Raw genomic sequence first — 25644 nt, forward strand, 5'->3', positions numbered from 1 at the left:
GCGCTCCGGCGGCGCGCGCCGCTGCGTTATAATCGCGCACTTTTGCCGGAGCCCTTCCCATGACCCTGCCCAGCCTGCGTCTGAAAGCCAACGCCGAGCGCCGCCTGCGCGCCGGCCACCTGTGGGTCTACAGCAACGAGGTGGACGTCGCCGCCACCCCGCTGAACGGTTTCGGCGCCGGCGAGCAGGCCATCCTCGAAATGGCCAACGGCAAGCCGCTGGGCATCGTCGCGATGAGCCCGAACAACCTCATCTGCGCCCGCCTGATCTCCCGCGATACCAAGCATGTTCTCGACAAATCCCTGCTGGTTCACCGCCTGAACGTGGCGCTGAGCCTGCGCGACCGCCTTTTCGACAAGCCCTTCTACCGCCTGGTCTACGGCGACTCCGACCTGCTGCCGGGCCTGGTGGTGGACCGCTTCGGCGACGTGCTGGTGGTCCAGCTCGCCTCGGCGACCATGGAAAAGCACCGCGACGACGTCCTCGCCGCCCTGCTGCAAGTGCTCAAGCCCAGCGCCGTACTGTGGAAGAACGACTCCAGCGCCCGCGACGCCGAAGGCCTGGAGCGCTACGTGGCCAACGCCTACGGCGAAGTCCCGGAATGGGTCGCCCTGGAAGAGAACGGCGTGAAGTTCGAGGCTCCGGTCCTGGCCGGCCAGAAGACCGGCTGGTTCTACGACCACCGCATGAACCGCGCGCGCCTGCAGCCCTACGTGCAGGGCAAGCGCGTGCTCGACCTGTTCAGCTACATCGGCGGCTGGGGCATCCAGGCCGCAGCCTTCGGCGCCAGCGAAGTGATGTGCGTGGACGCCTCCGGCTTCGCCCTCGACGGTGTGGAGCGCAACGCCGCGCTGAACGGCGTCGCCGAGAAGGTCGCCTGCGTCGAAGGCGACGTGTTCGAAGCCCTGCGCGAGCTGAAGGCCGCCGACGAACGCTTCGACGTGGTCGTTGCCGACCCGCCCGCCTTCATCAAGCGCAAGAAGGACCTGAAGAACGGCGAGGCCGCCTACCGCCGCCTCAACGAACAGGCCATGCGCCTGCTGTCCAAGGACGGCATCCTGGTCAGCGCCTCCTGCTCCATGCACCTGCCCGAGGACGACCTGCAGAACATCCTGCTCGGCAGCGCCCGCCACCTCGACCGCAACATCCAGCTGCTGGAACGCGGCGGCCAGGGCCCGGACCACCCCGTCCATCTGGCCATCCCCGAAACCCGCTACATCAAGAGCCTCACCGTCCGCCTGCTGCCCAACGGCTGACACCCGTCGCGGCCTGCGCCAGCCGGCAGCGCATAGGGTGGATGACGCCCTCATCCCCCGCGCAGACAAGCCGAACACCGCGCGGGCCCGTAGGATGGGTGGAGCCTGCGATACCCATCAGCCGAACCTGTCGGGGAAACGATGGGTATCGCTTCGCTCCACGCCATCCTACGAAAAGCGTCCAGCGCGCAGGATGGGTGACGCGCCCCTAATCCCCCCGCACAGACGAGCCGAACACCGCCCGGCGCCCGTAGGATGGGTGGAGCCTGCGATACCCATCAGCCGAACCTGCCGGGAACGATGGGTATCGCTTCGCTCCACGCCATCCTACGGGCTACGCATCAATCCAACGCCTGCTCCCGCCGGCATCGACCGCCAGCCTTTCCCTGGCGGCAAGGGCCGTCGTAGAATCCGGGCATTCCTGCCACCTATCCCCAGGCGGGCCAGTGAGCCCCGGCCAAGCAGGCGGCGACCCCGCCACGCTCCGCGCCCCGATGCCCATGCGACGCCACCTGCCGTTTGCATCCGGTGCATACCGTGCTCACGATACGAATTGTCGAGTCCGCTCGCGCTCTTGCCGGCCAGCGCCATCCGCAGCACGCCGCCACCGCAGCGACTCCCACCGATACCTGATCAGCCGCAGGAACGTGTCATGCCCGATTACCGCTCGAAAACCTCTACCCACGGCCGCAACATGGCCGGCGCCCGCGCCCTCTGGCGCGCCACCGGGATGAAGGACGAAGACTTCAAGAAGCCGATCATCGCCATCGCCAACTCCTTCACCCAGTTCGTCCCCGGCCACGTGCACCTCAAGGACCTGGGCCAACTGGTCGCCCGCGAGATCGAGAAAGCCGGCGGCGTGGCCAAGGAATTCAACACCATCGCCGTGGACGACGGCATCGCCATGGGCCATGACGGCATGCTCTATTCCCTGCCGTCGCGCGAAATCATCGCCGACTCCGTGGAATACATGGTCAACGCCCACTGCGCCGACGCCATCGTCTGCATCTCCAACTGCGACAAGATCACCCCCGGCATGCTCATGGCCGCCCTGCGCCTGAACATCCCGGTGGTCTTCGTCTCCGGCGGCCCGATGGAAGCCGGCAAGACCAAGCTGGCCAGCCACGGCCTGGACCTGGTCGACGCCATGGTCGTCGCCGCCGACGACAGCTGCTCCGACGAGAAAGTCGCCGAATACGAGCGCAGCGCCTGCCCGACCTGCGGCTCCTGCTCCGGCATGTTCACCGCCAACTCGATGAACTGCCTGACCGAAGCCCTCGGCCTGTCCCTGCCCGGCAACGGCTCCACCCTGGCCACCCACGCCGACCGCGAGCAGCTGTTCCTGCGCGCCGGCCGCCTGGCCGTCGAGCTGTGCCAGCGCTACTACGGCGAAGGCGACGACTCGGTCCTGCCGCGCAACATCGCCACCCTCAAGGCGTTCGAGAACGCCATGACCCTCGACATCGCCATGGGCGGCTCCACCAACACCATCCTGCACCTGCTGGCCGCCGCCCAGGAGGCCGACGTGCCGTTCGACCTGCGCGCCATCGACCGCCTGTCGCGCAAGGTGCCGCAGCTGTGCAAGGTCGCGCCGAACATCCAGAAGTACCACATGGAAGACGTGCACCGCGCCGGCGGCATCTTCTCCATCCTCGGCGAGCTGGCCCGTGGCGGCCTGCTGCACACCGACGTCAGCACCGTGCACAGCCCGAGCATGGCCGAGGCCATCGCCCAGTGGGACATCACCCAGACCCGCGACGAAGCCGTGCACACCTTCTTCAAGGCCGGCCCCGCCGGCATCCCGTCCCAGGTCGCGTTCAGCCAGAGCACCCGCTGGCCGAGCCTGGACGACGACCGCGCCGAAGGCTGCATCCGCAGCGTCGAGCACGCCTACTCCCAGGAAGGCGGCCTCGCCGTGCTGTACGGCAACATCGCCCTCGACGGCTGCGTGGTGAAGACCGCCGGCGTGGACGAATCCATCCACGTCTTCGAGGGCCGCGCGAAGATCTTCGAAAGCCAGGACGCCGCCGTGAAAGGCATCCTCGCCGACGAAGTGAAGCCCGGCGACATCGTCATCATCCGCTACGAAGGCCCGAAAGGCGGCCCGGGCATGCAGGAAATGCTCTACCCGACCAGCTACCTGAAGTCCAAGGGCCTGGGCAAGCAATGCGCCCTGCTCACCGACGGCCGCTTCTCCGGCGGCACCTCGGGCCTGTCCATCGGCCACGCCTCGCCGGAAGCCGCCGCGGGCGGCGCCATCGGCCTGGTGCAGGACGGCGACAAGGTGCTGATCGACATCCCCAACCGCAGCATCAACCTGCTGGTCAGCGATGAAGAACTGGCCTCCCGCCGTGTCGAGCAGGACAAGAAGGGCTGGAAACCGGCCCAGCCGCGTGCGCGCAAGGTCAGCACCGCGCTGAAGGCCTATGCCCTGCTGGCGACCAGCGCCGACAAGGGTGCGGTGCGGAATAAGGCGTTGCTCGACGGCTGATATTCTTGAGCCAATAAAAAAGCCCGGCACATGCCGGGCTTTTTTAAATATCAATTACTGGCAAGCCTTCGGTACATATTTATCATCTGCGCTGGAGGCACAGGTCCAAACATAGGAGCCTTTATCAGCATTAATCAACGTCAGCGTAAGAGTTTCACCAGCAATACCTGACGCCACACCTGTCGACTTCATGGTTGCTTCGATGGTGCAACCCCCAGTTGCTGCAGCAGTACCGCCCGCCGTTACTTTGTCAACGTACTTTCCATTGATATCACCAGCAGCAGAAAGCCCATCCGCTGCCCCGCCGCTATTGTCGGGGCAACTGCCGTCCTGGGAAAAGGTCTCGCTAACTGCGACTTTTAGCCCGTCAGCAAGAGACAGAGCTTCAGATAGTTGCGCACGCGCCGTGTAGTCCTGATAGGCCGGAATAGCAATCGCCGTCAAAATGCCAATAATCGCCACGACGATCATCAACTCGATAAGTGTGAAACCCTTTTGTGATGTACTCACGATTTTATCTCCGAGGATCATTCAATTAATCCAGAAAGTTCCACCCGGAACTCCCGGTGATGTGGATTAAATGACCCACGGATACAGCAGATATGTAGTCCAAATCCTCCTATGCCTTCAGAAATTTCCTGACAAACAAAAACGACTCAACAAGCCGCAATCCCCCACACTCCAACTACCCCTCAATAACAAAAAGTGCCCCAACCAACAGCAGAAACTGACAACTTATGTCGCCTTCCAACTCTTGTAGGGTGGATCACGCTTCACCGATCCACCATAGAACCTACGCGCGGATGCCAATGGCGAAAGTAAAAAGCGACTTCCACCCCACCGACCTGACGAGACTCCGCAGGCGCCTGGGACTGTGGGTATTCTTCATACGATGGCGTGGCGCAGCGATGTGGCTGGCAGAGATCGGCCAGGAGCGGACGTTCGGAGTTGGAGCAGATTCGCCTCTTTTCTCTCTGTTTCCCCATTACAGCTATGATCCTTTGGTCGGCTCTCTGCGGTGCGAAAATCGATGTTCTGCTCGTTGGGCGTTCAGATCAGTGAGATGGGGTCAAGGGCGAATGACCATGAAAGGATTTCTTCAAGCGGCGACCTTTTTGATGTTGCTGCTTTCAAGTACCGCTAATGCCGGTTCCTGGTTCCAGCCGTGCGAGGCGGCACTGACTACGCGCCTCTTTAGCAAACTGAATGACTTCTATCTCTCCCATTCAGATGTGCGTAAACCCACACTCTGCTTCCGTCTTAACGACAGAGAGTTCTTGGTCACACAGATCGACACCGGTCGGATCGAACAGGGTTTGTATTACTTCAACGCAACCGATGGCACATACGCTTTCCCGGATAGGTACTACAGAGCCAACCTTTCAGTCCCGCTTGAGTTCAACGGCCCCAACAAGAAGCATTTTGCTCTCTTGCTGACCAATAATCTGCATGGCGGAATTTGGGACGCTATCTACGAAGTGCTCTACCTCAAGCCTAAAGAAGGAGGCAAAGCATTTGAGCTTGAATCCTTGTTCTATGTGAACCAGGACCCTGGGTGCGGCATGTGCGGTGAACGCATGCTAGACGGTGTGGCAGCCAATATTGACTCCATCAACGTTGAGAACGAAGGGACTCCCCAAACAACACTGGTCTTTAAAATCACAGAACAGACCTGCCCGAATGGAGAAAAGCGCTCAGTCCAACGTCGGTTTGCATGGCAGTCCAATCATTTCGTAGAACAGAAGCGCTGACGGCTTCGGGCTACTCTCAAAATGGATCGTTTCAGTTTGAGTAGCCAATGTCCGCAGTGGGTCGACTTCTGCCGGTTTCAATGGGCACAGACCGGCCAATAGCTGCCTGCGAGGGCTGGCAATGAATCGCCAAAAGCAGACCAAGGGCACGCTGCTAAACTCCATGATGTAGCCAAAGGTCATGCTCCCTTTTAGATCCGAATCGAATTATGACTTTTACATCTAGGCATGGAAGAAATGGAAAAGGACGAACTGAAAGATTTTTTCCCTTCCGGGCTCTATTTAAGTATTCCAACAGCAATATCACTTGCATTCATGTTTTCAGGAGGGACAGGGGAATTACAATTACCGATATTACTAGCAATCGGAATATTGACCCTCCCAGGTTCGCTTATACTATTCTTGATCGGGTTTTATTTTGCATTTTTAGGAAGAGCAGGAGAGACTATTGCATTAATCTGTACTCTGGTTTCAATCCCAAACTCACACGTAATGGGGATGATTTACGCAAAAATATATTACAAGAGCAAACGCAGGTCGGCAAAAATATACTGGAAGAGAGGCATTAGAGAATGCCCTAAATGCAAGGGATTAATAGGCCTAAGGACTGTAAAGTGCTCTTTCTGTAATGCAAAAACATCTCCGGCGTACGTGGAGGATATATCAGCAAACCGACAGGTCACAAAGATTCTTTCCATGCATGAGGCAGGGCTGTCCAACAGCCATATAGCTGACCGCCTAAACCAATCCGGCCAGTTCTTTCTTGTTGATGGTGGTGCATGGGATAGCGAAAAAGTAAAAGAGATAATTGATCAATTCAGTGAGGGGCAAGCAGCTGTAAAGTAGATCCATCCCCCCCTATCAGTTAAAAGGGGCGACTGCGGTAGCTACCGCTTACAACTGAAAAGGTAGTCAGGGCTAGCTCAAGCATTGGTCAAGTTAGATTCAATGTCCGCTTTGGGGCGAATTATTTCCATTGGTACGATGCAGCCCGCACGAACTGCGCACGGGCGTCCTCCGGCAACCATGAAAACTCTTTCTTGAGCCCACAATCGCAAGCATCACAGCCCTTCGATATGTCCACTTGCTGCCAGTGGTCGGAGCGGCATACCTCGGCCCAGATTTGCAAGAAAATGGCCGGGGTCTCGGGGTCATGGGATAGTTGATTCAATACGGCCGAATAGAACGTCCATGGCTTTTCCCAATCTAGGAACGCGTTTGCAACCTTAATAAGATCGGATCTGGCCATGATGCGAAAGCTCGAACAATGAGGAACTACGATATTACGTCGAATGTTGCTCTCGGGCGAGCCGACGGACCGCTCAGGGTCGATCTCTGCCCTTCGCGACCGACAGAGATCGGCCAAAAGCTGACCTCATGGCTGATACGTGAGTATGATCCGAGCTATCCGGGCATCATCGGACCCACGCTTATGCCAGCATCCCAAATCCGCCCCTCACCCGCGCCATTACTCATGCAAGGCGAAACGGTCGTCTTGTTCGACGGCGTATGTAAGCTGTGCAATGGCTGGGCGAAGTTCCTGATCCGTCATGACCGCCACCGGCGAGTCCGGTTGGCGGCAGTGCAGTCCCCCGAAGGGCAGGCACTGCTTGCCTGGGCAGGTTTGCCCGTGGATCAGTTCGACACCATGGCGGTAATCCGCGACCACCACTATTGGGTGCGTTCGGACGCATTTTTCGAAGTCATCGCTCAACTGCCTGCCACTTGGCGTCCAGTGGAACTTCTCCGCTGCGTCCCCCGCACGCTTCGAGATTGGGCGTACGATCGCATTGCGCTGAATCGTTATCGGCTCTTCGGAAAATACGACACGTGCCTCTTGCCTGATCCCGATCACGAGCAACGTTTTTTGAAGGCCCCAAAGTGAGGACCTTGGCGCGCATTAACTGGATCGCCCGAGGAACTCTGGCATTCATGTTCGCCTACCACGGCCTCGTTCCCAAGTTGCTATGGCTAAGCCCAGGCGAGCGGACCATGATCCAGTCTCACGGGATCACCCAGGTTGAGCTCTTCGCCAATCTTGCCGGAGCCGCAGAAATTGCCCTGGCCTTTTGTCTATTACTCGCACCACGCAGTTACTGGCCACTTGCAGTCGCTGCGTCAGCGCTACTTGCTCTGTTGCTGGATGTTGCGATTTTCAATCCAGCAATGCTGATTGATGCCTTCAATCCCGTCTCACTCAATATTGCCGGCATCGCCCTGTGCGCAATTGCCTGGAACACCAAGGCTTGAGCAAAAGCGCAGGAATTGAAACAAATTCATTTGAGCGCTCTAACCCTGACCAGCGCGGCTGGCTTTAGAGTAGAAAAATAAATCCCATTAGCTCCGCACACGGGTGCCTATGGTGGAAGTAAAAAACGACTTCCACCCTACTACTGCTCATGGATTCGGCACATCCAGGTAAACACGGATACCCAACTCCTCAAACAGCTTCAGCACGCTGCTCAGTGCAACGGTACCCTTCCCCTTTTCGATGTCGCGCAGATGAACATGGCTTTTTCCGATTATGTCAGCCATGTCTTCCTGAAGAATTTTCTGCGCTTTTCTGGTTTTTCTCACGACGTTGCCGATGTCTTCGGCAGTGCGCACCTGAACGTAGCTGGCCATGGTCTGCCTCTGAAAATCTAAGTTTTGTTTTCGATTACAAGAATGATGTTTACAAAGTTGAGGAAAACGAAACTATGGCTTCGTTTTCAAATTCAGTGCGGGGGGGAAACTCAAAAATGAAATTACCCTTTCGTCTCTGAAAAGGAGAGCAACACCGATGAAAAACGAAAGCAAGATTCCGGCGAAGCCGGGGCCATATACAGAGGACAAAACCTTTGATTGCTTTCCGGGGGTGGCCTTCCATCGTTTTAGAAGGCCACTCGCCCTGCCGCCCGGCACTCATCGAACCAACAGCCCAGCGGCAGACTGCGCAGAAGATCAATCAACAACCTGCATCTGATCCTGCAGCTGGGGATAGTCCGTGTAACCGCGCGCGCCACCGCCGTAGAAGGTCTGCGGATCAGGTTCGTTCAGCGGGTGGCCGGCGCGCAGGCGCAGCACGAAGTCAGGGTTGGCGAGCGCCCACCTGCCGACCGGAGACACGTCCGCCAAGCCGGTCTCGACGTCCTGCCCGATGAGCTCCAGTGGCCGGTTCACCCGGTTGACCAGCAGGGCATTGGGCCACAGGGCGCGGATGTCCTTCAGGAGCGCTTCGTCCCCGTTGTGGGCGATGTGCAGGTAAGCCAGGTCCAGTTTCGCAAGCTCCGCCACCAAGGTGCGGTACAGCTCGCCATAGCCCGAACCTTCATCGATGCCGCCCAGGCGCGAGCCCGGCGACAGGCGGATGCCCGTGCGGTCGGCGCCGATCTCCTCAGCCACCGCCGTCGCGACCTCCAGGGCAAAGCGCATGCGGTTGGCAATCGACCCGCCGTAGGCGTCGTCGCGGGTATTGGCATTGGGCGAAAGGAATTGCTGGATGAGATAGCCATTGGCGGCATGGATTTCCACGCCGTCCGCGCCCGCCTCGATCGCACGGGCGGCGGCCTGGCGGAAATCGGCGACGGTGGCGCGGATTTCCTCAAGGGACAGCGCCCGCGGTTCGGGAACCTGCTTCAGGCCGGTGGGCGTGTGGATCTGCGCATCGGGCTCGATGGCGGACGGCGCGACCGCCCGACGCCCATGCGGCGTGTTGTCCGGGTGGGACATGCGCCCCGCGTGCATGACCTGGATAAACAGATGCCCGCCTTTGGCATGCACCGCGTCGGTGATTTCGCGCCAGCCAGCCACATGGGCGTCGGAATGAATGCCCGGGGAGTTGAGGAAGCCCTGGCCATCCTCGGACGGCTGGGTGCCTTCGGATATCAGCAGGCCCAGCGAGGCACGCTGCGAGTAGTACTCGGCAGCGAACTCGCTCGGCGTGCCGCCGGGCAGCGCGCGGCTACGGGTCAGCGGGGACATCGCCAGGCGATGCGGAAGGTTCATGCGGCCGATTCGAATTGGGTCCCAAAGCGTGGTCATCTTGTCGTACTCCGCTATCAAGAGGTCGGGAAATAGCGCGTGAAGCGCATGGACCACACAATAGGTTGTTCCAGTTTTAGCGGTAAAGACGGTATTGTTTGGACAGCATGTCTCAAATATGGATCACTTTATGGACCTGTCCGCGCTGGCTGATTTTCATCTGGTCGTCTCTCAAGGCGGTTTTGGCAAAGCCAGCCGCGCCAGCGGACGGCCCAAGGCCACCTTGTCCAGACGGGTCATGGACCTGGAACACAGCCTCGGGATACGGCTGCTTGAGCGCGGTTCGCGCTCGCTGCGCCTGACGGAGGAAGGGCAGGCTTTGCTGGAGCGCATCCAGGGCCCGCTGGGGGAAATTGTCGAGGCCGGCGAAATGGCGGCCGCCGGCCTGTCAACGCCGCGCGGCCGGTTGCGCGTCAGCGCACCCGTGCTGTTCTCGTCCACCCTGCTCGGTCGCCTGGCGGCCGGCTTTGCCAGGGCCTATCCCGACGTGCGTCTGGAGATCACGGCCGACGACCGCGTCACGGACCTGGTGGAGGACGGCTACGACGTGGTGATACGCATCAACCCGAGCCCCGATGCGACACTGGTAGGACGCTGTTTCGCACGGGACGAAATGCTGCTGGTCGCGGCGCCTTCGCTCAAGCGCCCGACTGCTGCGCCCGGCGGGGAGGCGCCATCCGTGCCCGCCGTCGTATACGCAAGCAGATATGACGGCGGCGTGTGGCGCTATCAGGATGGCGACACGCTGAACAGCGTCGTGCCCGACGTGCAGATCCGCATGTCGTCGATGCTTTCGATACGTGATGCGGTGATCGCGGGCGCGGGCGCGGCATTGCTTCCCAGGTCGCTGGCGGAAACCGCGGTGGGCAGGCGTGACCTCGTCGTCTGGGGCCGCATGCTCGATCGCCCCATCGAACTGTGGGTCCTGCATACTTCCCGCCGCCTGGTCAGCTCGAAGATCAGCGCCTTCGTGGAGTATCTCTGCAATGCGTTCCCGACGCGTGTTCTGACCGGCATCGATCTGTAGCCCGCCAACGGCTTCGATGTTATGCGCGGCTCAAGAAGACACTCGCTTGCGCCTTTATCTCGATCGGAATTTGAGAAAGTCCAACAAGCCGAAAGCCTGAATTTCCGCATTGGGTCGATTTCTGCTGGTCGCGGCAGGCAGGGAGCGGCCAAAAGCTGATCTTAGATTTGCAAGGTGAGTCCCCAACTGCCCCCTGATGCCTAATTCATGTGGCCATCTGGAAGTGAAGGTTGGGAAAGATCAGGCCAGCGAAGCGGGCCGGCAGACCCGCCTTAACAGAGCGAGAGCGAGGGGATTCGCTGATCACAATCCCCGCTTCGATAAGGCGGCCCAGTTCCTCGGTTGCCAAGCGATCTTTCAAGCCAGTAAACACCTTGAACTCGGCCCGGGGCATCGAGCCTTGCGTCAAAAGCGCGAGCACCGCGGGCGCGCTTGTCGGCCTGATCCCGGCTCGCCGCAGCTCAAGATCGGTTGCGAACGCATGGGTGAGCCGTTCGCGCAGCTCCGCCGGGTTGAGCGATTGCGTCATGTAGTCGATCTGATCACGACAGACGTCCAGCATGAATTCGATGAAGCTGAAGTAGTGGTGCTGGGAAAGCTGGCCGCGACCATCGTAGTCGCCCTCTCGCGGTCTGTCGGCCAAGGCCAGGAACTGGTAGTAGTCCTCCTGCCGGCGAGCCAGACCACGGGAAAGGGACCAGAGGATGGGCCGCATGCCCAACTGCACCAGTTGCAGATGGGTGAGCAGGCGGACAACGCGCCCGTTGCCATCCAGGAATGGGTGGATCAGGGCACAGCGGTGATGGTTCGCCAACACTGCAATCAGTTGCCGCCTGGGGTCCCTGATCCTGCCAAAGTGCTCCTGCAGATGCTTGAGCATCGGAAGCACAGCCGACGCCGCCGGCGCTATGTGTGCGCCGACCTGCACCTGCTCATTCTCCTCGCCCCGCAGCCTTCCCGGAGTCATCTGGCGACCATCATCCAGGGTGAGGTCCTGCTCAGTCGCGTCCTTGAACAGTCCGTAGTGGATCATCCGTATGAGGTTTGGATCGAAGAGGCTCGCAAAGCTCTCTGGCGGGCGTTTGCGCAATAACCGCTCAAGAAACTCCTGCACATACATGTGATGGACGGCGAGATCCGTGAGCTGCTTTCTGGTCCGTTTGGTTACTGAACGGGCAGCTTGAAGGTCTGCAATCTCGGTGCGATGCCCCTCGATCAGGTTCGAGTAGTAGGTGTTGGTAAGCCTCAAGAGGCCCGCCAGCTGATCGCTGGTTTCCGCGGCCAGCCGTCCGGCCAGGAATTCCGCCTTTCGTGGCAACTGGTCTGCCGCCTGGATGATCGAGTCAGGCAGGTTCTCCGGCAGAACGGGATCGAGATAGCTTTTGGATGTGATCATCGGAGGCTTCTACGGGCGTTTGGCTGACAGCATAGCCTGGTTTTCTGCGGAAATTTTTGCGGAAACGTTTACCTCTGTAAACCACATGAATCAAGGGTTACGCGGCTAGCCTGGTAGAAAATCTCGCTTCTATTTGCGGATTTTTTTGCGGATATCTTTTTCCGTATTTTCGCCACGTCTTCCGCGCAAGAAGCTTGTGTAGCCTGTAGGGTGGATCACGCCTCACCGATCCACCTTCGACCTCCACGCGGGTGCCAATGGTGGAAGTGAAAATCGACTTCCACCCTACCGCGCGTTCACGCGCTGATCAGGCGTAGTTGGTGCCGACCCGGCCTTGCCGGCGCGGTGGTCGATGCCCGGACGATGGGTATCGCTGCGCTCCACGCCATCCTACGGGGCCCTCGGGACGGTTGCTCCTGCGAAAAGCCCGCCCCCGCGCAAACCGCGGCGAACCGCCCCATGGCACTGTGCGATCGCGTCACATCCCCGTAAAATCGCGCTCTTTTTCCCGGACCGCCGCCATGAGTTCCCAAGAAACCCCCGTCCTCGCCGAGAAGAACCAGCCCGACCTGGTCTACGGCCTGGAAGACCGCCCGTCCCTGCCCGTCGCCCTGCTCGCCGCGCTGCAGCACCTGCTGGCGATCATCGTGCCGATCGTCACCCCCGGCCTGCTGATCTGCCAGGCGCTGGGCGTGTCGCCGCGCGACACCAACCTGATCGTATCGATGTCGCTGGTGATCTCCGGCATCGCCACCTTCGTCCAGTGCAAGCGCTTCGGCCCGTTCGGCGCCGGGCTGCTGATCGTCCAGGGCACCAGCTTCAACTTCGTCGGCCCGCTGATCGCCGGCGGTGCGCTGATGGTGAAGAACGGCACGCCGGTGGAAGCGGTGATGGCGGCGATCTTCGGCGTGGTGATGGCCGGCTCCTTCGTGGAGATGGGCGTGTCGCGCATCCTGCCGTTCGTGAAGCGCCTGATCACCCCGCTGGTGACCGGCATCGTGGTGCTGATGATCGGCCTCACGCTGATCAAGGTCGGCCTGATCAGCATGGGCGGCGGCTTCTCCGCGATGGGCAACGGCACCTTCGCCAACGGCGAGAACCTGATGCTGTCCGGCCTGGTGCTGGCGATCATCGTCATCCTCAACCGCATCCCGGTGGTGTGGATGCGCAGCGGCGCCATCGTCATCGCCCTGGCCGTGGGCTACGCGCTGGCCGGCTACCTGGGCCGCCTGGACTTCACCGGCATGCACGAAGCGCCGGCCTTCCAGGTGCCGGTGCCGCTGCACTTCGGCCTGGGCTTCTCCTGGGCGCTGTTCATCCCGATGCTGGTGATCTACCTGGTGACCTCGCTGGAAGCCATCGGTGACATCACCGCCACCAGCAAGATCTCCCGCCAGCCGGTGGAAGGCCCGCTGTGGATGCAGCGGATCAAGGGCGGCGTGCTGGTGAACGGCGCCAACTCGCTGCTGGCCGGCCTGTTCAACACCTTCCCAAGCTCGGTGTTCGCGCAGAACAACGGGGTGATCCAGCTGACCGGCGTGGCCAGCCGCCACATTGGCCTGTGGATCGCCGCGATGCTGGTCGTGCTGGGCCTGTTCCCCAGCGTCGCCGGGGTCATCCAGGCCGTGCCGGAGCCGGTACTCGGCGGCGCGGTGATGGTGATGTTCGGCGCGGTCGCCGCCTCGGGCATCAACATCCTCGCCGGCACCCACCTGGACCGCCGCGCCCTGCTGATCATCGCCGTCAGCCTGGCGCTGGGCCTGGGTGTGTCGCAGGTGCCGGAGTTCCTCGCGCACATGCCCGGCGCGCTGCGCAACGTGCTGGAGTCCGGCGTCGCCACCGGCGGCATCTGCGCGCTGCTGCTGAACTGGTTCCTGCCCGAGTCCGACGCCGCCAGGGCCTCGCACAACGCCTGACCCCGCCACGACGCCACCTCCGGGTGGCGTCGTCGTTTATGCTCCCGGCATGAACACTTCCCTGCGCATCGGCGTCATCGCCGACACCCACGGCCTGCTGCGCCCCGAAGCGCTGGCGGCGCTGCAAGGCTGCGAGCGCATCCTGCACCTGGGCGACATCGGCCCCCAATCGCTGCTCGACCGCCTGCGCGAACTGGCGCCGCTGGAGGTGGTGCGCGGCAACAACGACACCGACGACTGGGCCGGCGCGCTGCCGGAAACCTTGCTGCTGGAGCTGGGCGGGCTGCGGCTTTACCTGATCCACGATCTCAAGCGGTTGGCCATCGATCCGGCGGCCGAGGGCATCGACGTGGTGCTGGCCGGGCATTCGCACAAGCCGCTGAACGAGGTGCGCGACGGGGTGCTGTACCTGAATCCCGGTAGCGCCGGGCCAAGGCGGTTCAAGTTGCCGGTTGCGCTGGCGATTCTGGAGATTCGCGCGGGGCGGCCGGTGGTGGAGAGAGTTTCGCTGGTCTAGGCGCATCGCGGACGGAGTCCGCGCCTGCAGGGCGCGCGGCTTTTCGTAGGATGGCGTGGAGCGAAGCGATACCCATCGTTTTCCCGACAGGCTCGGCTGATGGGTATCGCAAGCTCCACCCATCCTACGGCGGGTCCGCGATTGGGTTTGCACGAGCGCCGCCTATCGGCGGTTTCGCGGACAAGGTCCGCTCCTACGGGATCAAAAGCCCGCCACCTGAGCCAACGGGAAAGGGCGAACATCGCGGCGGAGTCCGCGCCTGCAGGCGCGCGGCTTTTCGTAGGATGGCGTGGAGCGAAGCGATACCCATCGTTTTTCCGGCAGGCTCGGCTGATGGGTATCGCAAGCTCCACCCATCCTACGGCGGGTCCGCGATTGGGTTTGTGCGAGCGCCGCCTATCGGCGGTTTCGCGGACAAGGTCCGCTCCTACGAAAGCAGCGCCCCACTCCCTGTAGGAGCGGACCTTGTCCGCGAAAGGCGTGCAGGGCACGCAATTATGGTTCCAGCAATTGCGCCGCCAGCTGCGCCACCGCCTCCTGCCGCTCGTTCTTCTCGACCCGCTTGCCGCCATTCAGGCTCGACCACTCCGGATGCGCCCGCGCCCTGCGCAGGGTCTCGGGCAGCTTGCCCTCGCGCCACTGCCGGTCTTCCGGCGAGCGCAGCTGGATCGCTTCCACCGCCGCATGCCCCCGGCTTTGCAGCGCCGCCAGCAGTTGCCGCTGACGCAGCGCCAGCAGGCGCAGGACGCTGTCGTCCACCGACAGTTCGCGGCTGCCCTTGAGCTTGCCCAGCAGGCGCTGGCCGTAGTGGCCGACGGTCTGCCAGGCGCCGCCGGCGATGGCGCCGAGCGCCGTCGCCGCGCCGAGGGTCATGCCGCCCACCAGCAGGTCGATCCCCGCGCCCGCCGCCGCGCCGGCCGCGACGCCGCCGCCGAGACGGATGCCCAGCTGGCGCAGGGTTTCCGGGTTGAACAGGTCGTCGCCCCAGCGGCCATCCAGCAGCGGCAGGTCGGCGGCGCGGGCGTCGTCCTTGCGGAAGGCGTAGAGGCTGAGCAGCGCCTTCACGCAGCTGTCCTCGCGCTTGCGCACCTGATCGCGCAGCGTCTCGGTGGCAGCGCGCACGGCAGCGTTGCCGGCGGGCACCAGCTGGCGGCAGGCGGCGACGTCCACCAGCAGTTCGGCGATCAGCCGCGCGCCGGCTTCGCGGCGGGCCAGGGTCTGGGCCTCGTGGTCGGCCACCAGGCGGTCCAGCTGCGGGCGCGCGCGCTCCAGCAGCAGCGCGAGGCTTTCGTACAGGCGCCGTTCACCGTCCAGCGGCGGCGCCACGCTGTCGAAGCGCACCAGCGCGTGCAGGCCGAGGCGGGACAGCGCCTCGCGCCACTGCTCCTCGCGGTGCTGCGGGCTGGCGACGAAGTTGAGCACCGGCAGCAGCGGCCGGGCGCAGGCGGCGAGCACCGCCAGTTCGTCGCGGTACTTGGCCAGCACCGGTTCGCGGGCGTCGATCACGTAGAGGCCGGCGTCGGAGGCGAGCAGCTGGCGCAGCACCTTGGCCTCCTGCTCGAAGCGGCCACGGGCCTCGCTGCCGTCGAGGAAGCGGCGCAGTTTCTCCGGGCCGTCCAGGCGTTCGCCGGGGCGTTCCAGGCCGTCGAGGAAGTCGCGCAGGGCGATGGCGTCCTCCAGGCCGGGGGTGTCGTAGAGCTCCAGCAGCGGCTCGCCGTCCACCGACAGCCGCGCGCCTTCCACGTGCCGCGTGGTGCTCGGGCGATGGGAGACCTCGCCGAAGCCGACGTCGCGGGTCAGGGTGCGCAGCAGGGAGGTCTTGCCGACGTTGGTGTGGCCGACCACGGCCAGTTTCAGCGCATCAGTCATGCCCGGTCTCCAGCCAGCCCAGCGGCGACGCCGAGGTGTGCGGCAGGTGCAGGCGCTCGATGGCGGCGTGCCAGTCGCCCAGGCGCTCGGCGTCCAGCGCTTCGCCCGGCGGCGCCTGCAGCAGCCAGATGCGCGTGGCGGCGGCGCAGCGCGAGAGCTCGGCGATCAGCGCCAGGGTGCCGCGATCCGGCGAGCGGCGCGGGTCGCAGGCGATCGCCAGGCGCGCCGGCGGGTAGCGGGTCAGCTGCTCCAGCAGGTGGCGGCGCTGGGCGCCGTCGTCCAGGTCGCCGGCATTGGCGATGCTCGCCGGCAGTTTCGGTGGCCAGTGGGGCCGGTCGAACAGCTCGATGGAGACCAGCAGCGCGCCCTCGGCGGCGGCCGCCGGGGCCTGCGCCTGGGGTTCGAGCAGCGCGTCCGGCGCGGCGTCGTTGACGCCCAGGCGCTCGCTGGCGGGCATCAGGCGCTCGCGCAGCAGGGCGTAGCCGGGCAGCGAGACGTCCAGCGCCAGCTGCGCGCGGCCGCGCCTCCAGCGCCACAGGCAGAGCAGCCAGAGCGCGCCGCGCAGCAGCACGCCGTAGACCAGCAGGATGCCGACCAGCCAGCCGGCCCAGGCGTGGCGCGCGTTTTCGCTGGCCACCAGGGCATCGCCGCTGGCGCGCACCAGCTCGGCGTCCGGCTGCGGGAAGCCGAGCAGCGCGGGCAGCGTGCCGAGAGCGTGGGTCAGGCCGATGAAGGTGTCACCGCCGAGGATGGTGGTCTCCCAGACGAAGCCGTAGCGCCGCGTCGCCAGCAACGCGAGCATCACGCCCAGCGCGCTGCCCAGCGCCACCAACCACAGGCCGTGGACCAGCAGGCCGAGCGCCCAGCGGGTCAGCTTCTGGCGATCCAGCAGCACCAGCAGCGCCGGTGCGAGCTGCGCGGCCTGGGCATCGCGGGCCAGCTTGCCACTCAGCCAGAGCCACAAACGCCCGAGCGCGCCGGCCGCCTCGCCGCCGGCGCAGAAGGCCAGCGCCCAGCCGAGCAGGGTAATCAGGTGCAGGCCGAGCAGGCTGGCCAGGGCCCAGAACACGTTCACCGGGCGCAGGCCGTCGCCCAGCGCGGCGATGGCCAGTCCGCCGCCGGTGAACAGCGCCAGCGCCAGCAGCAGGTAGAGCGCCAGGCGCGAGCCCTGCACCCAGGTGCGCAGGGCGGCGCGCTGGCCGTCGCGTTCGGCCAGCAGCAACGCGCGGTGCTGCAGGCGCCGGGCGAGATTGCCGCCGGCGACGACGGCGCGGCGGTTGGCTTCGCTGTCTTCCAGGGGACCGACCTGTTCCTCGCGCAGGCGCACGGCCTCGCACAGCCACAGGGATTCGAGGGCGGAAGCGGGAGTTTCGCTCACGGGTTCTCCGACAATCGGTACTGAGGGCAAAGCATAACCGCTGCGTGCGGTGGCGTCCCGGCACCGCCGGTAACACCCGGCGGCGCCAACCCAACCAAGGAGGGGCTCGCGGCGGGCCGCCACGGCCTCAGACTCGCCGGACAAGAAAAATAAAGAGACCTCGCCATGCTGCGCCCGATGCTCAGTGCCTTGCCCCTGCTGCTGGCCGCCGCCACCGCGGCGGCCGTGGAAACGCCCCCGGTGCGCCCCTCCGACTGGGGCCCGGACACCCCGCTGATGCGGGCCGTGCCGCCGCGGGTGCTGGACGCCAGCGTCCGCGCGCGGCAGTCCGACAGCAACACCTCGCAGCTGTGGATCAGCCACACCGACTTCCGCCTGCACGACGACATCGGCTTCTTCATCCGCCGGATGCTGATCCGGATGAGCCCGCTGGCAGGCGCCGGCACGCCACTGATGCTCGACGACCCGAAATCCATGGTCGCGCGCATCCAGGCCGGGGATATCTTCGTCGCCGACGCCACCCTCGCCACGCTGCTCAACGAGGAGCTGCGCAACGCCGGCGCGCCGGTGCGCAACCTCGCCCTCAAGACCCGCAAGGACGGCCAGGAAGTCCGCGGCGAGCTGCTGCGCAAGGGCCGCTGGCGGCCGCTGCGGATGCTCACCGGGATCGAGCAGGCCGGCCCGCTGAAGGTGGCGCTGGTGCCGCAGCGCATCTTCGTCGACGGGGTGGATGTCACGCCGTCGCTGAGCGCCGCGTCCATCGAGATGTCCGAGGTGCTGCAGCTGCACACCGCGCACATGCAGCTGCTCGGCAACCGCATCCTGGTCGACCTCGACGGGCTGTTCCCGCCGCCACGGCTGGACTTCAGCGTGCGCAGCCTGAAGCTCGCCGACGGTGGCATGGACCTGCTGCTGGGCGGCGAGTTGGCCGACCTCGAGTGGCCACAGCTGAAGGCGCCGGAGAGCTACATGTTCATCGAGGGCGGCGATATCAAGATGACGCGGACCATTCTGGTCAAGGCCTACGCGCTGTTCACCAGCCTCAGCCCCGACGCGCCGCTGCTGTTCAACCTCTACGACTACCGCCGCCAGCTGCAGTACGGCGAAATCCGCCTGCGCGAGGACGGCATGGTGCATATCGCCGTTTCTCCCACAAAAGCGCCGGTGAAGGCGCCCGTGCCGGAGGAGAAAGCCCTATGAAAATCCTCCTCGTCCCCCTGCTCTGCCTGGCTCTCGCCGGCACCGCCGCCGCCGAGAGCGCCATCGACAGGCAGCAGCGCGAACTGGGCGTGCTGCGCCAGGGCTGGTTCCAGCAGACGCCGCCGGCCGCCGATTACCGGGCCACGCGCCCTGGCGGCGTGCGCGATTCCGGCCAGGACGGCGTGGGCATCCTGCTCAACGACGTGGACATGTACTTCCAGGGCGATATCGGCTTCCACAGCCCGCGGCTCAAGGGCTGGCTGGTGCCGCTCAGGGCCGGCGAGCCGGTGGATTTCGACCGCCCGCAGGACATGCGCATCGAAGTCTCCGAGGGCGAGGTGATCCTCGATCCCGCGCAACTGGCCAGCCTGTTCAACCAGCACATCCTCGCCTACCCGGACAGCATGCTGCGCAACTTCGTCCTGAGCGTGGAAGGCGACCGCCTGCTGGTGGCCGGCGAGGTGCAGCCGCTGGGTGTCGGGCCGTGGCTGCCGCTGCGGCTGTCCGGCACGCTGACGCTGAACGGCGACAGCCTCGACTACCGGCCCGACAGCGTGAAGGTGCTCGGCGTGCCCAGCTACGGCGCCATGGGCCTGGTGGGCCTGCACCTGGATTCGCTGGTGACGCTGGAGCGCCCCGGCGCGCTGCTGCGGGGCAACGTGATGCACCTGGACTACCACAAGGTCTTCCCGCTGGTGGGCATCGGCGGGCGCGTCGAATCCAGCTGGCTGGACGCCAGCGGCCTGCACCTGAAATTCGCGCCGGAACCGGGCGCCGCCGCGCTGGCCTTCGAGCCGCCGCGCCAGGCCGGGCCGTCGTACATCTGGCTGCAATCGGGCGACCTGAAGATCTTCGAGATCCTCATCACCTACGCCCAGGTGCTGCTCAAGGCCGAGCGCCCGGAGCAGACGCTGGCCTTCAACCTCAAGGACTATCGCAGGGTGCTGGCCACCGGCATCACCCAGGTCAACGAGGACGGCACCTTCTTCATGCGCGTTCCGCCGTCGCCCGGCCCCGCCGCGGGCGAGCGGCTGGTATCCTCTGGCAACGGGAGTTCCCGCTGATGTTCACCCCTGGAGCCACGATGTCCCAAGCCCTGCCCCTGGCGATGATCGCCGCCCTTGCCGAGAACCGCGTGATCGGCGTCGACAACCGCCTGCCCTGGCACCTGCCGCAGGACCTCAAGCACTTCAAGGCCATGACCCTGGGCAAGCCGGTGATCATGGGCCGCAAGACCTGGGACTCCCTCGGCCGCCCGCTGCCGGGCCGGCTGAACATCGTGGTCACCCGCCAGCAGGGCCTGAAGCTGGAGGGCGCTGAAGTCTTCACCAGCCTCGACGCCGCGCTGGAACGCGCCGCGCAGTGGGCGAAGGAAGAGGACGCCGAGGAACTGATGCTGATCGGCGGCGCGCAGCTCTACGGCGAAGCGCTGCAGCGCGCCGAGCGGCTGTACCTGACCCGCGTCGGCCTGAGCCCGGCCGGCGATGCGCATTTCCCCGAGGTCAACGAGCGCCAGTGGCACCTGGCGTCGAGCATCGAGCACGAGGCGGAAGGCGAGACGCCGGCGTATGCGTTCGAGGTGTGGGAGCGGGTCTGACTTCACGGTCCGACACTGGGACGCGGGACGCACCCCAGCCGGCTCGCACAGGAGCTAGCGGAACGGCTCGTCGTTCGACTCTCTGGCGTCGCAATACAGGGTATTGAGCACCGACAACAGCAGCGCCAGGCCCAGTCCGAGAATCCAAGCGAAATACCACATGATCTGTCCTCTAGTCCGGTTGTCCACACAGGCAACGGCTGGTCCGCGCCTCCAGCGAAGCAGGTGCGCCACCGAGGCAGTGCTGCACGATCTCATCCGGCACCCGGTGGCCGTAGCGACCTGAGAGCATGGAGCGACGGCAACGTCCGGCGTGCGCAGCAACGGCCGCCGCGTTCTGGCAAGCGATAGCGATAAGGGCCATGGCGAACCTCCTCAGTAGGCTTTCTTGTCGTTTTCACGGATGAACGCCAGGGTCACCTTGCCGGCCATGACCTTGTAGGCCCAGCTGGTGTAGATGACGATCAGCGGCATGAAGATCAGCGTCGCCACCAGCATCACCTGCAGGGTCAGGCGCGAGGACACCGCATCCCACACGGTCAGCCCGGAGTTCAGGTGGGTGGACGAGGGCATCACGAAGGGGAACAGGGCGACGCCCGCGGTGGCGATGATGCCGGTCATCGACAGGGACGATGCGATGAAAGCCAGCCCCGGGCGCCTGAGCAGCGCCAGCAGCAGGCCAAGCAGCAGGCACAGGCAACCCAGAAGCGGAACGCACCACAGCAGCGGCCAGTGCTCGAAGTTGCGCATCCAGCCACCGGCCACCAGCATTACGCTCTTCGCCAACGGGTCAGGCAGCGCGGCCGGGTCGGCGCCAGCGACGATCACCTGGCCCGGCAGGCGGGCGACCCAGAAACCGGCAGCGACGAAGCACAGCAGGCACAGTGGCGCAAAGCCGATTGCCGCGAGCCTGGCACGGCGGAATACCTCGCCGTCGGTACGCAACATCAGATAGTGCGCACCATGGGTGCTGATCATCGCCGTACTGACCAGGCCACAGAGCAGCGCGAAGGGATTGAGCAGACCCCAGAAGCTGCCGGTGTAGAACGGCCGCAGGCTTTCGTCGAAATGGAAGGGCACACCCTGCAACAGGTTGCCAAAGGCCACGCCGAAGATCAGCGGCGGCACGGCACCGCCGACGAACAGGCCCCAGTCCCAGGTCTGACGCCAGCGCGGATTGGCGATCTTCGAGCGATAGTCGAACCCCACCGGGCGGAAGAACAACGCCCAGAGCACCGCCAGCATGGCCCAGTAGAAGCCCGAGAAAGCAGTGGCATAGACCAGCGGCCAGGCAGCGAAGATGGCACCACCCGCCGTGATGAACCAGACCTGGTTGCCGTCCCAGTGCGGCCCCACGGTGTTGATCGCCACCCGCCGCTCGGCGTCGGAGCGACCGACGAAGGGCAACAGGGTACCCACGCCCATGTCATGGCCGTCCATGATGGCGAAGCCGATCAGCAGGACGCCCACCAGCGCCCACCAGATCAGTTTCAGAGTGATGTAGTCGATCATGTTCGCTTCCTCGGTTCAGCCGTTGGCCGGCAGGACGGTGTCGGTCCGTTCGCCGCTGTAGCGGCCAGTGCCCAGGCTGGCGGGGCCTAGTCGGGCAAAGCGGATCATCAGGTACATTTCCACCACCAGCAGCAAGCTGTAGAAGCCGATGAAGCCGGCCAGCGAGCCGTACAGGCTGGCCGGGGTCAGGCTGGACACCGAGAGGTGCGTCGGCAGCACGCCATATATGGTCCACGGCTGGCGGCCATACTCGGCGACGAACCAGCCCAGTTCGCTGGCCAGCCAGGGTGTCGGCAGGAAGAGCACCGCCCAGCGCAACAACCAGCGCTTGTCGGCAAAGCTGTCCTTCAGGCTGAAGTACAGCGCGCAGGCAAATAGAGCGAAGAAGCCCACGCCCAGGGCGACCATGCCACGGAATGCCCAGAACAACGGGAAGACCCTGGGAATGGTGTCGCGCGCAGCCTGGTCGATCATCTGCGGCGTGGCCTGGCCGACATCCTGGATGTACTTCTTCAACAACAGGCCGAAACCGAGATCGGCCTTGTGCGCATCAAATGCAGCCCGGGCCTCAGCATGCGCAGCCGGGTCGGCGTCACGCTTTCGCAACACTTCCAGCGCCCGCACGGCCTGGATACCGGAGAGCACGCGCGCGCGGTTCTGCGCCTGAATGTCGTGGATGCCCGGAATCTGCGTACTCAGCGAACGGGTGCCGATCAACCCCATGAGCCAGGGAACCTGAAGGGCATAGTGGTTGGCACGCGCCTCGTCGTCGGGTATGGCGAACAGCGTGAAGGGTGCTGGTGCCGGGTGGGTTTCCCACATGCCTTCGATAGCCGCCAGCTTGGTCTGCTGCGAAGCGGTGACGGTATAGCCGGATTCGTCGCCAAGAACGATCACCGAGCAGGCCGAGGCAAAACCGAACGCTGCGGCGATACGGAACGAGCGCTTGGCAAAATCCACGTCGCGCCCGCGCAGCAGGTAGAAACTGGAAATCGCCAGGACGAACACCGAAGCAGTCACGTAGCCGGCGGAGACCGTATGCACGAACTTGGCCTGGGCCGTGGGGTTGAACACCATCGCCCAGAAATCGGTCAGCTCCATACGCATGGTCTGGTAGCTGAACTCGGCGCCGACCGGATCCTGCATCCAGCCGTTGGCGATGAGAATCCACAGCGCCGATAGGTTCGAGCCGATGGCCATCAGGAAAGTGACCAGCAGATGCTGCCGTGTCGACAGGCGCTCCCAGCCGAAGAAGAACAGGCCGATGAAGGTCGACTCGAGGAAGAACGCCATCAGGCCCTCGATGGCCAGGGGCGCGCCGAAGATGTCACCGACGTAGTGGGAGTAGTACGCCCAGTTGGTGCCGAACTGGAACTCCATGGTGATGCCGGTGGTGACGCCCAGGGCGAAGTTGATACCGAACAGCTTGCCCCAGAACTGGGTCATGTCCTTGTAGACCTCGCGTCCGGTGAGGACATAGCTGGTCTCCATGATCACCAGCAGGAAAGTCAGGCCCAGGGTGAGCGGGACGAATAGGAAGTGGTACATAGCCGTCACGGCGAATTGCAGCCGTGACAGATCCACCAGATGGTCGCTGAGCATCTGCGCGAGACTCCTTGCAGGGGCGTTACTGCGAAAGGGCGGGGAAGGAAGAAGCAGGAACCCTGTCAAGCAGACCCGCGGAAATCGTCTGAACGTCCTGCGCCAGCCTGGGCTGGTCAAAGAACGCCCACCAGAGCAAACCGAGCAACAGTGTTTTCAGGATGATGGCCAGGGCCAGCTTGCAAGCCAGCGATGACGTGGATGGACGGAGTGCCTTCATCTCGGACAACCAGGGTTCCTACTTCTGAACAAGTCATTACAAGAGACGTGCCATCAACCTGAAACTTATAAATATTCTTATATTTCAAATAGATAATAAAAATTCCAAGACGCAACCAAGGGATAATCCCGTCTTTCTCGCCATATATGGCAAAATCTTCCGACAATTTTGTCAGAGGTTCCGTCATGACCTCGAATGCCGCCCTGGGCGAGCTGGTCGCCTTCCTCGACTGCCTGCCCGAACCGCGCATCATCATGGATCGCGACTACCGCATCGTCGCCGCCAACCGCGCCTACCTGGATGAGTTTTCCTCCGGCGGAGCGCTGATTGGGCGCACCTGCTACGAGGTCTCGCACCACTTCACCGTACCGTGCGACCAGGCAGGCGAAGCCTGTCCGCTGGGACGCTGCCGGAAGAAGGGCACGCCGGAGAAAGTCCTGCACCTGCACCACACGCCGCGCGGCGAGGAACACGTGGCCGTGGAGATGGTGCCGATCCCCGACAGCAAGGGGCAGATTCGCTATTTCGTCGAAACCATGCGCGTACTGCGCCAGGCCAGCAGCCAGGAAGCCGCGCGCGGCCTGGTCGGACGCGCGCCAAGCTTCAGGAAGATGCTCGAACGCATTCAGCGCGTCGCCGCTTCCGACGCCTCGGTCCTGCTGCTGGGAGAGACGGGCACCGGCAAGGAGCTGGTGGCCCAGGCGATCCACGAGGCCAGTGAACGCCGTGACGGGCCGTTCGTCACCGTGGACTGCGGTGGCCTGACGGAGAGCCTCTTCGAAAGCGAACTGTTCGGCTACGAAAAAGGCGCCTTCACGGGCGCCAACCACCGCAAGCATGGCCTGGTGGAAGCCGCCTCGGGCGGTACCCTGTTCCTCGATGAGATCGGCGAGCTGCCACTGTCGCTACAGGTGAAACTCCTGCGCCTGCTGGAGACCGCCACCTTCCGCCGCGTCGGCGGTCTCGAAACCCTGCATGCCGACTTTCGCCTGGTCAGCGCCACCCACCGGGCACTCGATGAGATGGTCGAAGCGGAGAGTTTCCGCCGCGACCTCTATCACCGTATCAACACCTTCCCCATCCACACTCCGTCGCTGCACGAACGGGCCAGCGACATCCCCCTGCTGGCCCGCTCCCTGCTCAAGCGTGTGGATCGCCACAAGAATCGCAGCATCAGCGCCGAAGCCCTGGCCTGGCTGGCCGGGCGACGCTACCTGGGCAATATCCGCGAACTGCGCAATCTGATCGAACGCGCCAGCCTGATGGCCGACGGCGGCGAAATCACCCTCGTCGACTTCCAGAACGAAGCGCAATGCAGCCCATCCAGCCCAGTGCCCAGCGGCGAATATTTCCAGCTGGGCGAACGGGTGGACCTGGAAACCCTGGAATCGCGCTACCTGGCCTGGCTGATGCCGAAGGTCGGCGGCGAGGTGAATGCAGCGGCGCGCATTCTCGGGGTCAGCCCCCGTACCCTGTATCGCAAGCTGAACAAGACGACGGACTAAGCCCCGGCGCGCGGCTGGATGCGCTTCAGATAGAACTCGGCGCAGTAGAGGTCCGCATCACCCTCGCACGCCGCCTGTAGCCACCGGCCGCTGAGCAGCGCGTAGCAGTACTGTAGGAAGTCCACCGAGGTGGCACCGATTTTCTGCGGGTCGCGGTGGCAGGCGGCGATCATCTCGCTGGTGAGGCTGCGCCACTCCAGCGGGCGCTGATGCACGGTTTCCGCCAACCCGGCGAGCTCCGGCCGCGCGCCAATGGCCAAACCTATAGGCCCGAGTTTGCTCGCGAACAGATTCGACCCGGCACACCAGTGCCGGGCGGTTCGCGAGCAAGCTCGCTCCTACGAAAAGCGGAAAACGAAAAACGCGCCCGGAGGCGCGTTTTTC

General features: G+C 63.8%; 25 protein-coding genes. 13 read left to right on the plus strand and 12 right to left on the minus strand.

Annotation, left to right across the window (positions count from 1 at the left end):
• Positions 1–59 precede the first annotated feature (59 nt).
• Entirely contained in the window at positions 60–1256 is a 1197-nt protein-coding gene (locus AC3B6A_RS25595; protein WP_488399899.1) for a class I SAM-dependent rRNA methyltransferase, read from the plus strand.
• A 652-nt stretch (positions 1257–1908) separates the two neighbouring features.
• Positions 1909–3747: a dihydroxy-acid dehydratase gene (ilvD, locus tag AC3B6A_RS25600; RefSeq protein ID WP_488399900.1), complete on the plus strand. Its 1839-nt coding sequence runs from the start codon at positions 1909–1911 to the stop codon at positions 3745–3747.
• Positions 3748–3801: 54 nt separating this feature from the next.
• Here ilvD and AC3B6A_RS25605 read toward each other — a convergent pair whose 3' ends face one another.
• A complete protein-coding gene (locus tag AC3B6A_RS25605; protein WP_488399901.1) occupies positions 3802–4278 on the minus strand; it encodes a pilin in 477 nt (158 codons plus the stop codon).
• 548 nt (positions 4279–4826) lie between these two features.
• Between AC3B6A_RS25605 and AC3B6A_RS25610 the strand changes: the two genes are divergently transcribed.
• The 4 genes from AC3B6A_RS25610 (at position 4827) to AC3B6A_RS25625 (ending at position 7748) form a co-directional block, all read left to right on the plus strand.
• A complete protein-coding gene (locus AC3B6A_RS25610) occupies positions 4827–5498 on the plus strand; it encodes a hypothetical protein (protein ID WP_488399902.1) in 672 nt (223 codons plus the stop codon).
• 237 nt (positions 5499–5735) lie between these two features.
• Positions 5736–6344 carry a hypothetical protein gene (locus AC3B6A_RS25615; protein ID WP_488399903.1) on the plus strand — a complete coding sequence of 203 codons (609 nt, stop codon included), beginning with the start codon at positions 5736–5738 and terminating at the stop codon, positions 6342–6344.
• Between the two features lie 586 nt (positions 6345–6930).
• Positions 6931–7383 carry a thiol-disulfide oxidoreductase DCC family protein gene (locus AC3B6A_RS25620; RefSeq protein WP_488403716.1) on the plus strand — a complete coding sequence of 151 codons (453 nt, stop codon included), beginning with the start codon at positions 6931–6933 and terminating at the stop codon, positions 7381–7383.
• Positions 7380–7748 carry a DoxX-like family protein gene (locus AC3B6A_RS25625; RefSeq protein WP_488399904.1) on the plus strand — a complete coding sequence of 123 codons (369 nt, stop codon included), beginning with the start codon at positions 7380–7382 and terminating at the stop codon, positions 7746–7748. The genes AC3B6A_RS25620 and AC3B6A_RS25625 overlap by 4 nt, the downstream gene beginning before the upstream one ends.
• 147 nt (positions 7749–7895) lie before the next feature.
• Here the strand turns inward: AC3B6A_RS25625 and AC3B6A_RS25630 are convergent, their stop codons facing one another.
• Together AC3B6A_RS25630 and AC3B6A_RS25635 are read right to left on the minus strand one after the other, a co-directional pair.
• Complete coding sequence (locus tag AC3B6A_RS25630) at positions 7896–8123, minus strand: helix-turn-helix domain-containing protein (protein WP_488399905.1); 228 nt, start codon at positions 8121–8123, stop codon at positions 7896–7898.
• A gap of 318 nt (positions 8124–8441) precedes the next feature.
• On the minus strand, positions 8442–9521 hold the full coding sequence (locus AC3B6A_RS25635; protein WP_488399906.1) for an alkene reductase: 1080 nt from the start codon (positions 9519–9521) through the stop codon (positions 8442–8444).
• A gap of 130 nt (positions 9522–9651) precedes the next feature.
• On the opposite strand from AC3B6A_RS25635, the gene AC3B6A_RS25640 reads away from it, so the two are divergent.
• A complete protein-coding gene (locus AC3B6A_RS25640) occupies positions 9652–10548 on the plus strand; it encodes a LysR family transcriptional regulator (RefSeq protein WP_488399907.1) in 897 nt (298 codons plus the stop codon).
• Between the two features lie 205 nt (positions 10549–10753).
• On the opposite strand, the gene AC3B6A_RS25645 is transcribed toward AC3B6A_RS25640, so the two are convergent.
• A complete protein-coding gene (locus AC3B6A_RS25645; RefSeq protein ID WP_488399908.1) occupies positions 10754–11944 on the minus strand; it encodes a Fic family protein in 1191 nt (396 codons plus the stop codon).
• A gap of 521 nt (positions 11945–12465) precedes the next feature.
• Between AC3B6A_RS25645 and AC3B6A_RS25650 the strand changes: the two genes are divergently transcribed.
• Positions 12466–13860 carry a nucleobase:cation symporter-2 family protein gene (locus AC3B6A_RS25650; protein WP_488399909.1) on the plus strand — a complete coding sequence of 465 codons (1395 nt, stop codon included), beginning with the start codon at positions 12466–12468 and terminating at the stop codon, positions 13858–13860.
• Positions 13861–13909: 49 nt separating this feature from the next.
• Complete coding sequence (locus AC3B6A_RS25655; protein WP_488399910.1) at positions 13910–14377, plus strand: metallophosphoesterase family protein; 468 nt, start codon at positions 13910–13912, stop codon at positions 14375–14377.
• A 495-nt stretch (positions 14378–14872) separates the two neighbouring features.
• On the opposite strand, the gene AC3B6A_RS25660 is transcribed toward AC3B6A_RS25655, so the two are convergent.
• Both AC3B6A_RS25660 and AC3B6A_RS25665 read right to left on the minus strand, forming a co-directional pair.
• The gene (locus tag AC3B6A_RS25660; protein WP_488399911.1) at positions 14873–16246 is read right to left on the minus strand and encodes a GTPase/DUF3482 domain-containing protein; all 1374 of its coding nucleotides are present in this window, start codon (positions 16244–16246) and stop codon (positions 14873–14875) included.
• On the minus strand, positions 16239–17624 hold the full coding sequence (locus AC3B6A_RS25665; protein ID WP_488399912.1) for a DUF2868 domain-containing protein: 1386 nt from the start codon (positions 17622–17624) through the stop codon (positions 16239–16241). Before AC3B6A_RS25665 ends, AC3B6A_RS25660 begins: the two co-directional genes overlap by 8 nt.
• A 165-nt stretch (positions 17625–17789) precedes the next feature.
• Here AC3B6A_RS25665 and AC3B6A_RS25670 point away from each other — a divergent pair, with 165 nt between their 5' ends.
• Genes AC3B6A_RS25670 through AC3B6A_RS25680 form a run of 3 tightly spaced genes read left to right on the plus strand, consistent with a single transcriptional unit; the run spans position 17790 to position 20421 of the window.
• The gene (locus tag AC3B6A_RS25670) at positions 17790–18824 is read left to right on the plus strand and encodes a hypothetical protein (protein ID WP_488399913.1); all 1035 of its coding nucleotides are present in this window, start codon (positions 17790–17792) and stop codon (positions 18822–18824) included.
• Entirely contained in the window at positions 18821–19888 is a 1068-nt protein-coding gene (locus tag AC3B6A_RS25675) for a hypothetical protein (RefSeq protein WP_488399914.1), read from the plus strand. Before AC3B6A_RS25670 ends, AC3B6A_RS25675 begins: the two co-directional genes overlap by 4 nt.
• A 20-nt stretch (positions 19889–19908) precedes the next feature.
• Positions 19909–20421, plus strand: coding sequence for a dihydrofolate reductase (locus tag AC3B6A_RS25680; RefSeq protein ID WP_488399915.1), 513 nt, complete (start codon positions 19909–19911; stop codon positions 20419–20421).
• Between the two features lie 54 nt (positions 20422–20475).
• Here the strand turns inward: AC3B6A_RS25680 and cydX are convergent, their stop codons facing one another.
• From cydX to AC3B6A_RS25705, 5 genes are all read right to left on the minus strand, one after another.
• A complete protein-coding gene (cydX, locus tag AC3B6A_RS25685) occupies positions 20476–20583 on the minus strand; it encodes a cytochrome bd-I oxidase subunit CydX (protein ID WP_488399916.1) in 108 nt (35 codons plus the stop codon).
• Between the two features lie 213 nt (positions 20584–20796).
• Positions 20797–21933, minus strand: coding sequence for a cytochrome d ubiquinol oxidase subunit II (cydB, locus tag AC3B6A_RS25690; protein WP_488399917.1), 1137 nt, complete (start codon positions 21931–21933; stop codon positions 20797–20799).
• A gap of 15 nt (positions 21934–21948) precedes the next feature.
• A complete protein-coding gene (locus tag AC3B6A_RS25695) occupies positions 21949–23535 on the minus strand; it encodes a cytochrome ubiquinol oxidase subunit I (protein WP_488399918.1) in 1587 nt (528 codons plus the stop codon).
• Positions 23536–23560: 25 nt separating this feature from the next.
• Positions 23561–23683 carry a hypothetical protein gene (locus tag AC3B6A_RS25700; RefSeq protein WP_488403718.1) on the minus strand — a complete coding sequence of 41 codons (123 nt, stop codon included), beginning with the start codon at positions 23681–23683 and terminating at the stop codon, positions 23561–23563.
• Positions 23652–23942 (minus strand): hypothetical protein, encoded by a 291-nt coding sequence (locus AC3B6A_RS25705; RefSeq protein ID WP_488403757.1) that lies wholly within the window; start codon positions 23940–23942, stop codon positions 23652–23654. The genes AC3B6A_RS25700 and AC3B6A_RS25705 overlap by 32 nt, the downstream gene beginning before the upstream one ends.
• Here AC3B6A_RS25705 and AC3B6A_RS25710 point away from each other — a divergent pair.
• Positions 23941–25260 (plus strand): sigma-54 interaction domain-containing protein, encoded by a 1320-nt coding sequence (locus AC3B6A_RS25710; protein WP_488399919.1) that lies wholly within the window; start codon positions 23941–23943, stop codon positions 25258–25260. The genes AC3B6A_RS25705 and AC3B6A_RS25710 overlap by 2 nt on opposite strands.
• On the opposite strand, the gene AC3B6A_RS25715 is transcribed toward AC3B6A_RS25710, so the two are convergent.
• A complete protein-coding gene (locus tag AC3B6A_RS25715) occupies positions 25257–25475 on the minus strand; it encodes a hypothetical protein (RefSeq protein ID WP_488399920.1) in 219 nt (72 codons plus the stop codon). The two genes, AC3B6A_RS25710 and AC3B6A_RS25715, sit on opposite strands and share 4 nt — an antisense overlap.
• Positions 25476–25644 lie beyond the last annotated feature (169 nt).

The sequence above is a fragment of the Pseudomonas sp. B12(2026) genome (assembly GCF_057767015.1).

Excerpts from the sequence above, each read along its gene's own strand:
- AC3B6A_RS25595 (WP_488399899.1), top strand. The coding sequence starts at position 60 with ATGACCCTGCCCAGCCTGCGTCTGAAAGCCAACGCCGAGCGCCGCCTG.
- ilvD (WP_488399900.1), top strand. The coding sequence starts at position 1,909 with ATGCCCGATTACCGCTCGAAAACCTCTACCCACGGCCGCAACATGGCC.
- AC3B6A_RS25605 (WP_488399901.1), bottom strand. The coding sequence starts at position 4,278 with ATGATCCTCGGAGATAAAATCGTGAGTACATCACAAAAGGGTTTCACA.
- AC3B6A_RS25610 (WP_488399902.1), top strand. The coding sequence starts at position 4,827 with ATGACCATGAAAGGATTTCTTCAAGCGGCGACCTTTTTGATGTTGCTG.
- AC3B6A_RS25615 (WP_488399903.1), top strand. The coding sequence starts at position 5,736 with ATGGAAAAGGACGAACTGAAAGATTTTTTCCCTTCCGGGCTCTATTTA.
- AC3B6A_RS25620 (WP_488403716.1), top strand. The coding sequence starts at position 6,931 with ATGCCAGCATCCCAAATCCGCCCCTCACCCGCGCCATTACTCATGCAA.
- AC3B6A_RS25630 (WP_488399905.1), bottom strand. The coding sequence starts at position 8,123 with ATGGCCAGCTACGTTCAGGTGCGCACTGCCGAAGACATCGGCAACGTC.
- AC3B6A_RS25635 (WP_488399906.1), bottom strand. The coding sequence starts at position 9,521 with ATGACCACGCTTTGGGACCCAATTCGAATCGGCCGCATGAACCTTCCG.
- AC3B6A_RS25640 (WP_488399907.1), top strand. The coding sequence starts at position 9,652 with ATGGACCTGTCCGCGCTGGCTGATTTTCATCTGGTCGTCTCTCAAGGC.
- AC3B6A_RS25645 (WP_488399908.1), bottom strand. The coding sequence starts at position 11,944 with ATGATCACATCCAAAAGCTATCTCGATCCCGTTCTGCCGGAGAACCTG.
- AC3B6A_RS25650 (WP_488399909.1), top strand. The coding sequence starts at position 12,466 with ATGAGTTCCCAAGAAACCCCCGTCCTCGCCGAGAAGAACCAGCCCGAC.
- AC3B6A_RS25655 (WP_488399910.1), top strand. The coding sequence starts at position 13,910 with ATGAACACTTCCCTGCGCATCGGCGTCATCGCCGACACCCACGGCCTG.
- AC3B6A_RS25660 (WP_488399911.1), bottom strand. The coding sequence starts at position 16,246 with ATGACTGATGCGCTGAAACTGGCCGTGGTCGGCCACACCAACGTCGGC.
- AC3B6A_RS25670 (WP_488399913.1), top strand. The coding sequence starts at position 17,790 with ATGCTGCGCCCGATGCTCAGTGCCTTGCCCCTGCTGCTGGCCGCCGCC.
- AC3B6A_RS25675 (WP_488399914.1), top strand. The coding sequence starts at position 18,821 with ATGAAAATCCTCCTCGTCCCCCTGCTCTGCCTGGCTCTCGCCGGCACC.
- AC3B6A_RS25680 (WP_488399915.1), top strand. The coding sequence starts at position 19,909 with ATGTCCCAAGCCCTGCCCCTGGCGATGATCGCCGCCCTTGCCGAGAAC.
- cydX (WP_488399916.1), bottom strand. The coding sequence starts at position 20,583 with ATGTGGTATTTCGCTTGGATTCTCGGACTGGGCCTGGCGCTGCTGTTG.
- cydB (WP_488399917.1), bottom strand. The coding sequence starts at position 21,933 with ATGATCGACTACATCACTCTGAAACTGATCTGGTGGGCGCTGGTGGGC.
- AC3B6A_RS25695 (WP_488399918.1), bottom strand. The coding sequence starts at position 23,535 with ATGCTCAGCGACCATCTGGTGGATCTGTCACGGCTGCAATTCGCCGTG.
- AC3B6A_RS25710 (WP_488399919.1), top strand. The coding sequence starts at position 23,941 with ATGACCTCGAATGCCGCCCTGGGCGAGCTGGTCGCCTTCCTCGACTGC.
- AC3B6A_RS25705 (WP_488403757.1), bottom strand. The coding sequence starts at position 23,942 with ATGACGGAACCTCTGACAAAATTGTCGGAAGATTTTGCCATATATGGC.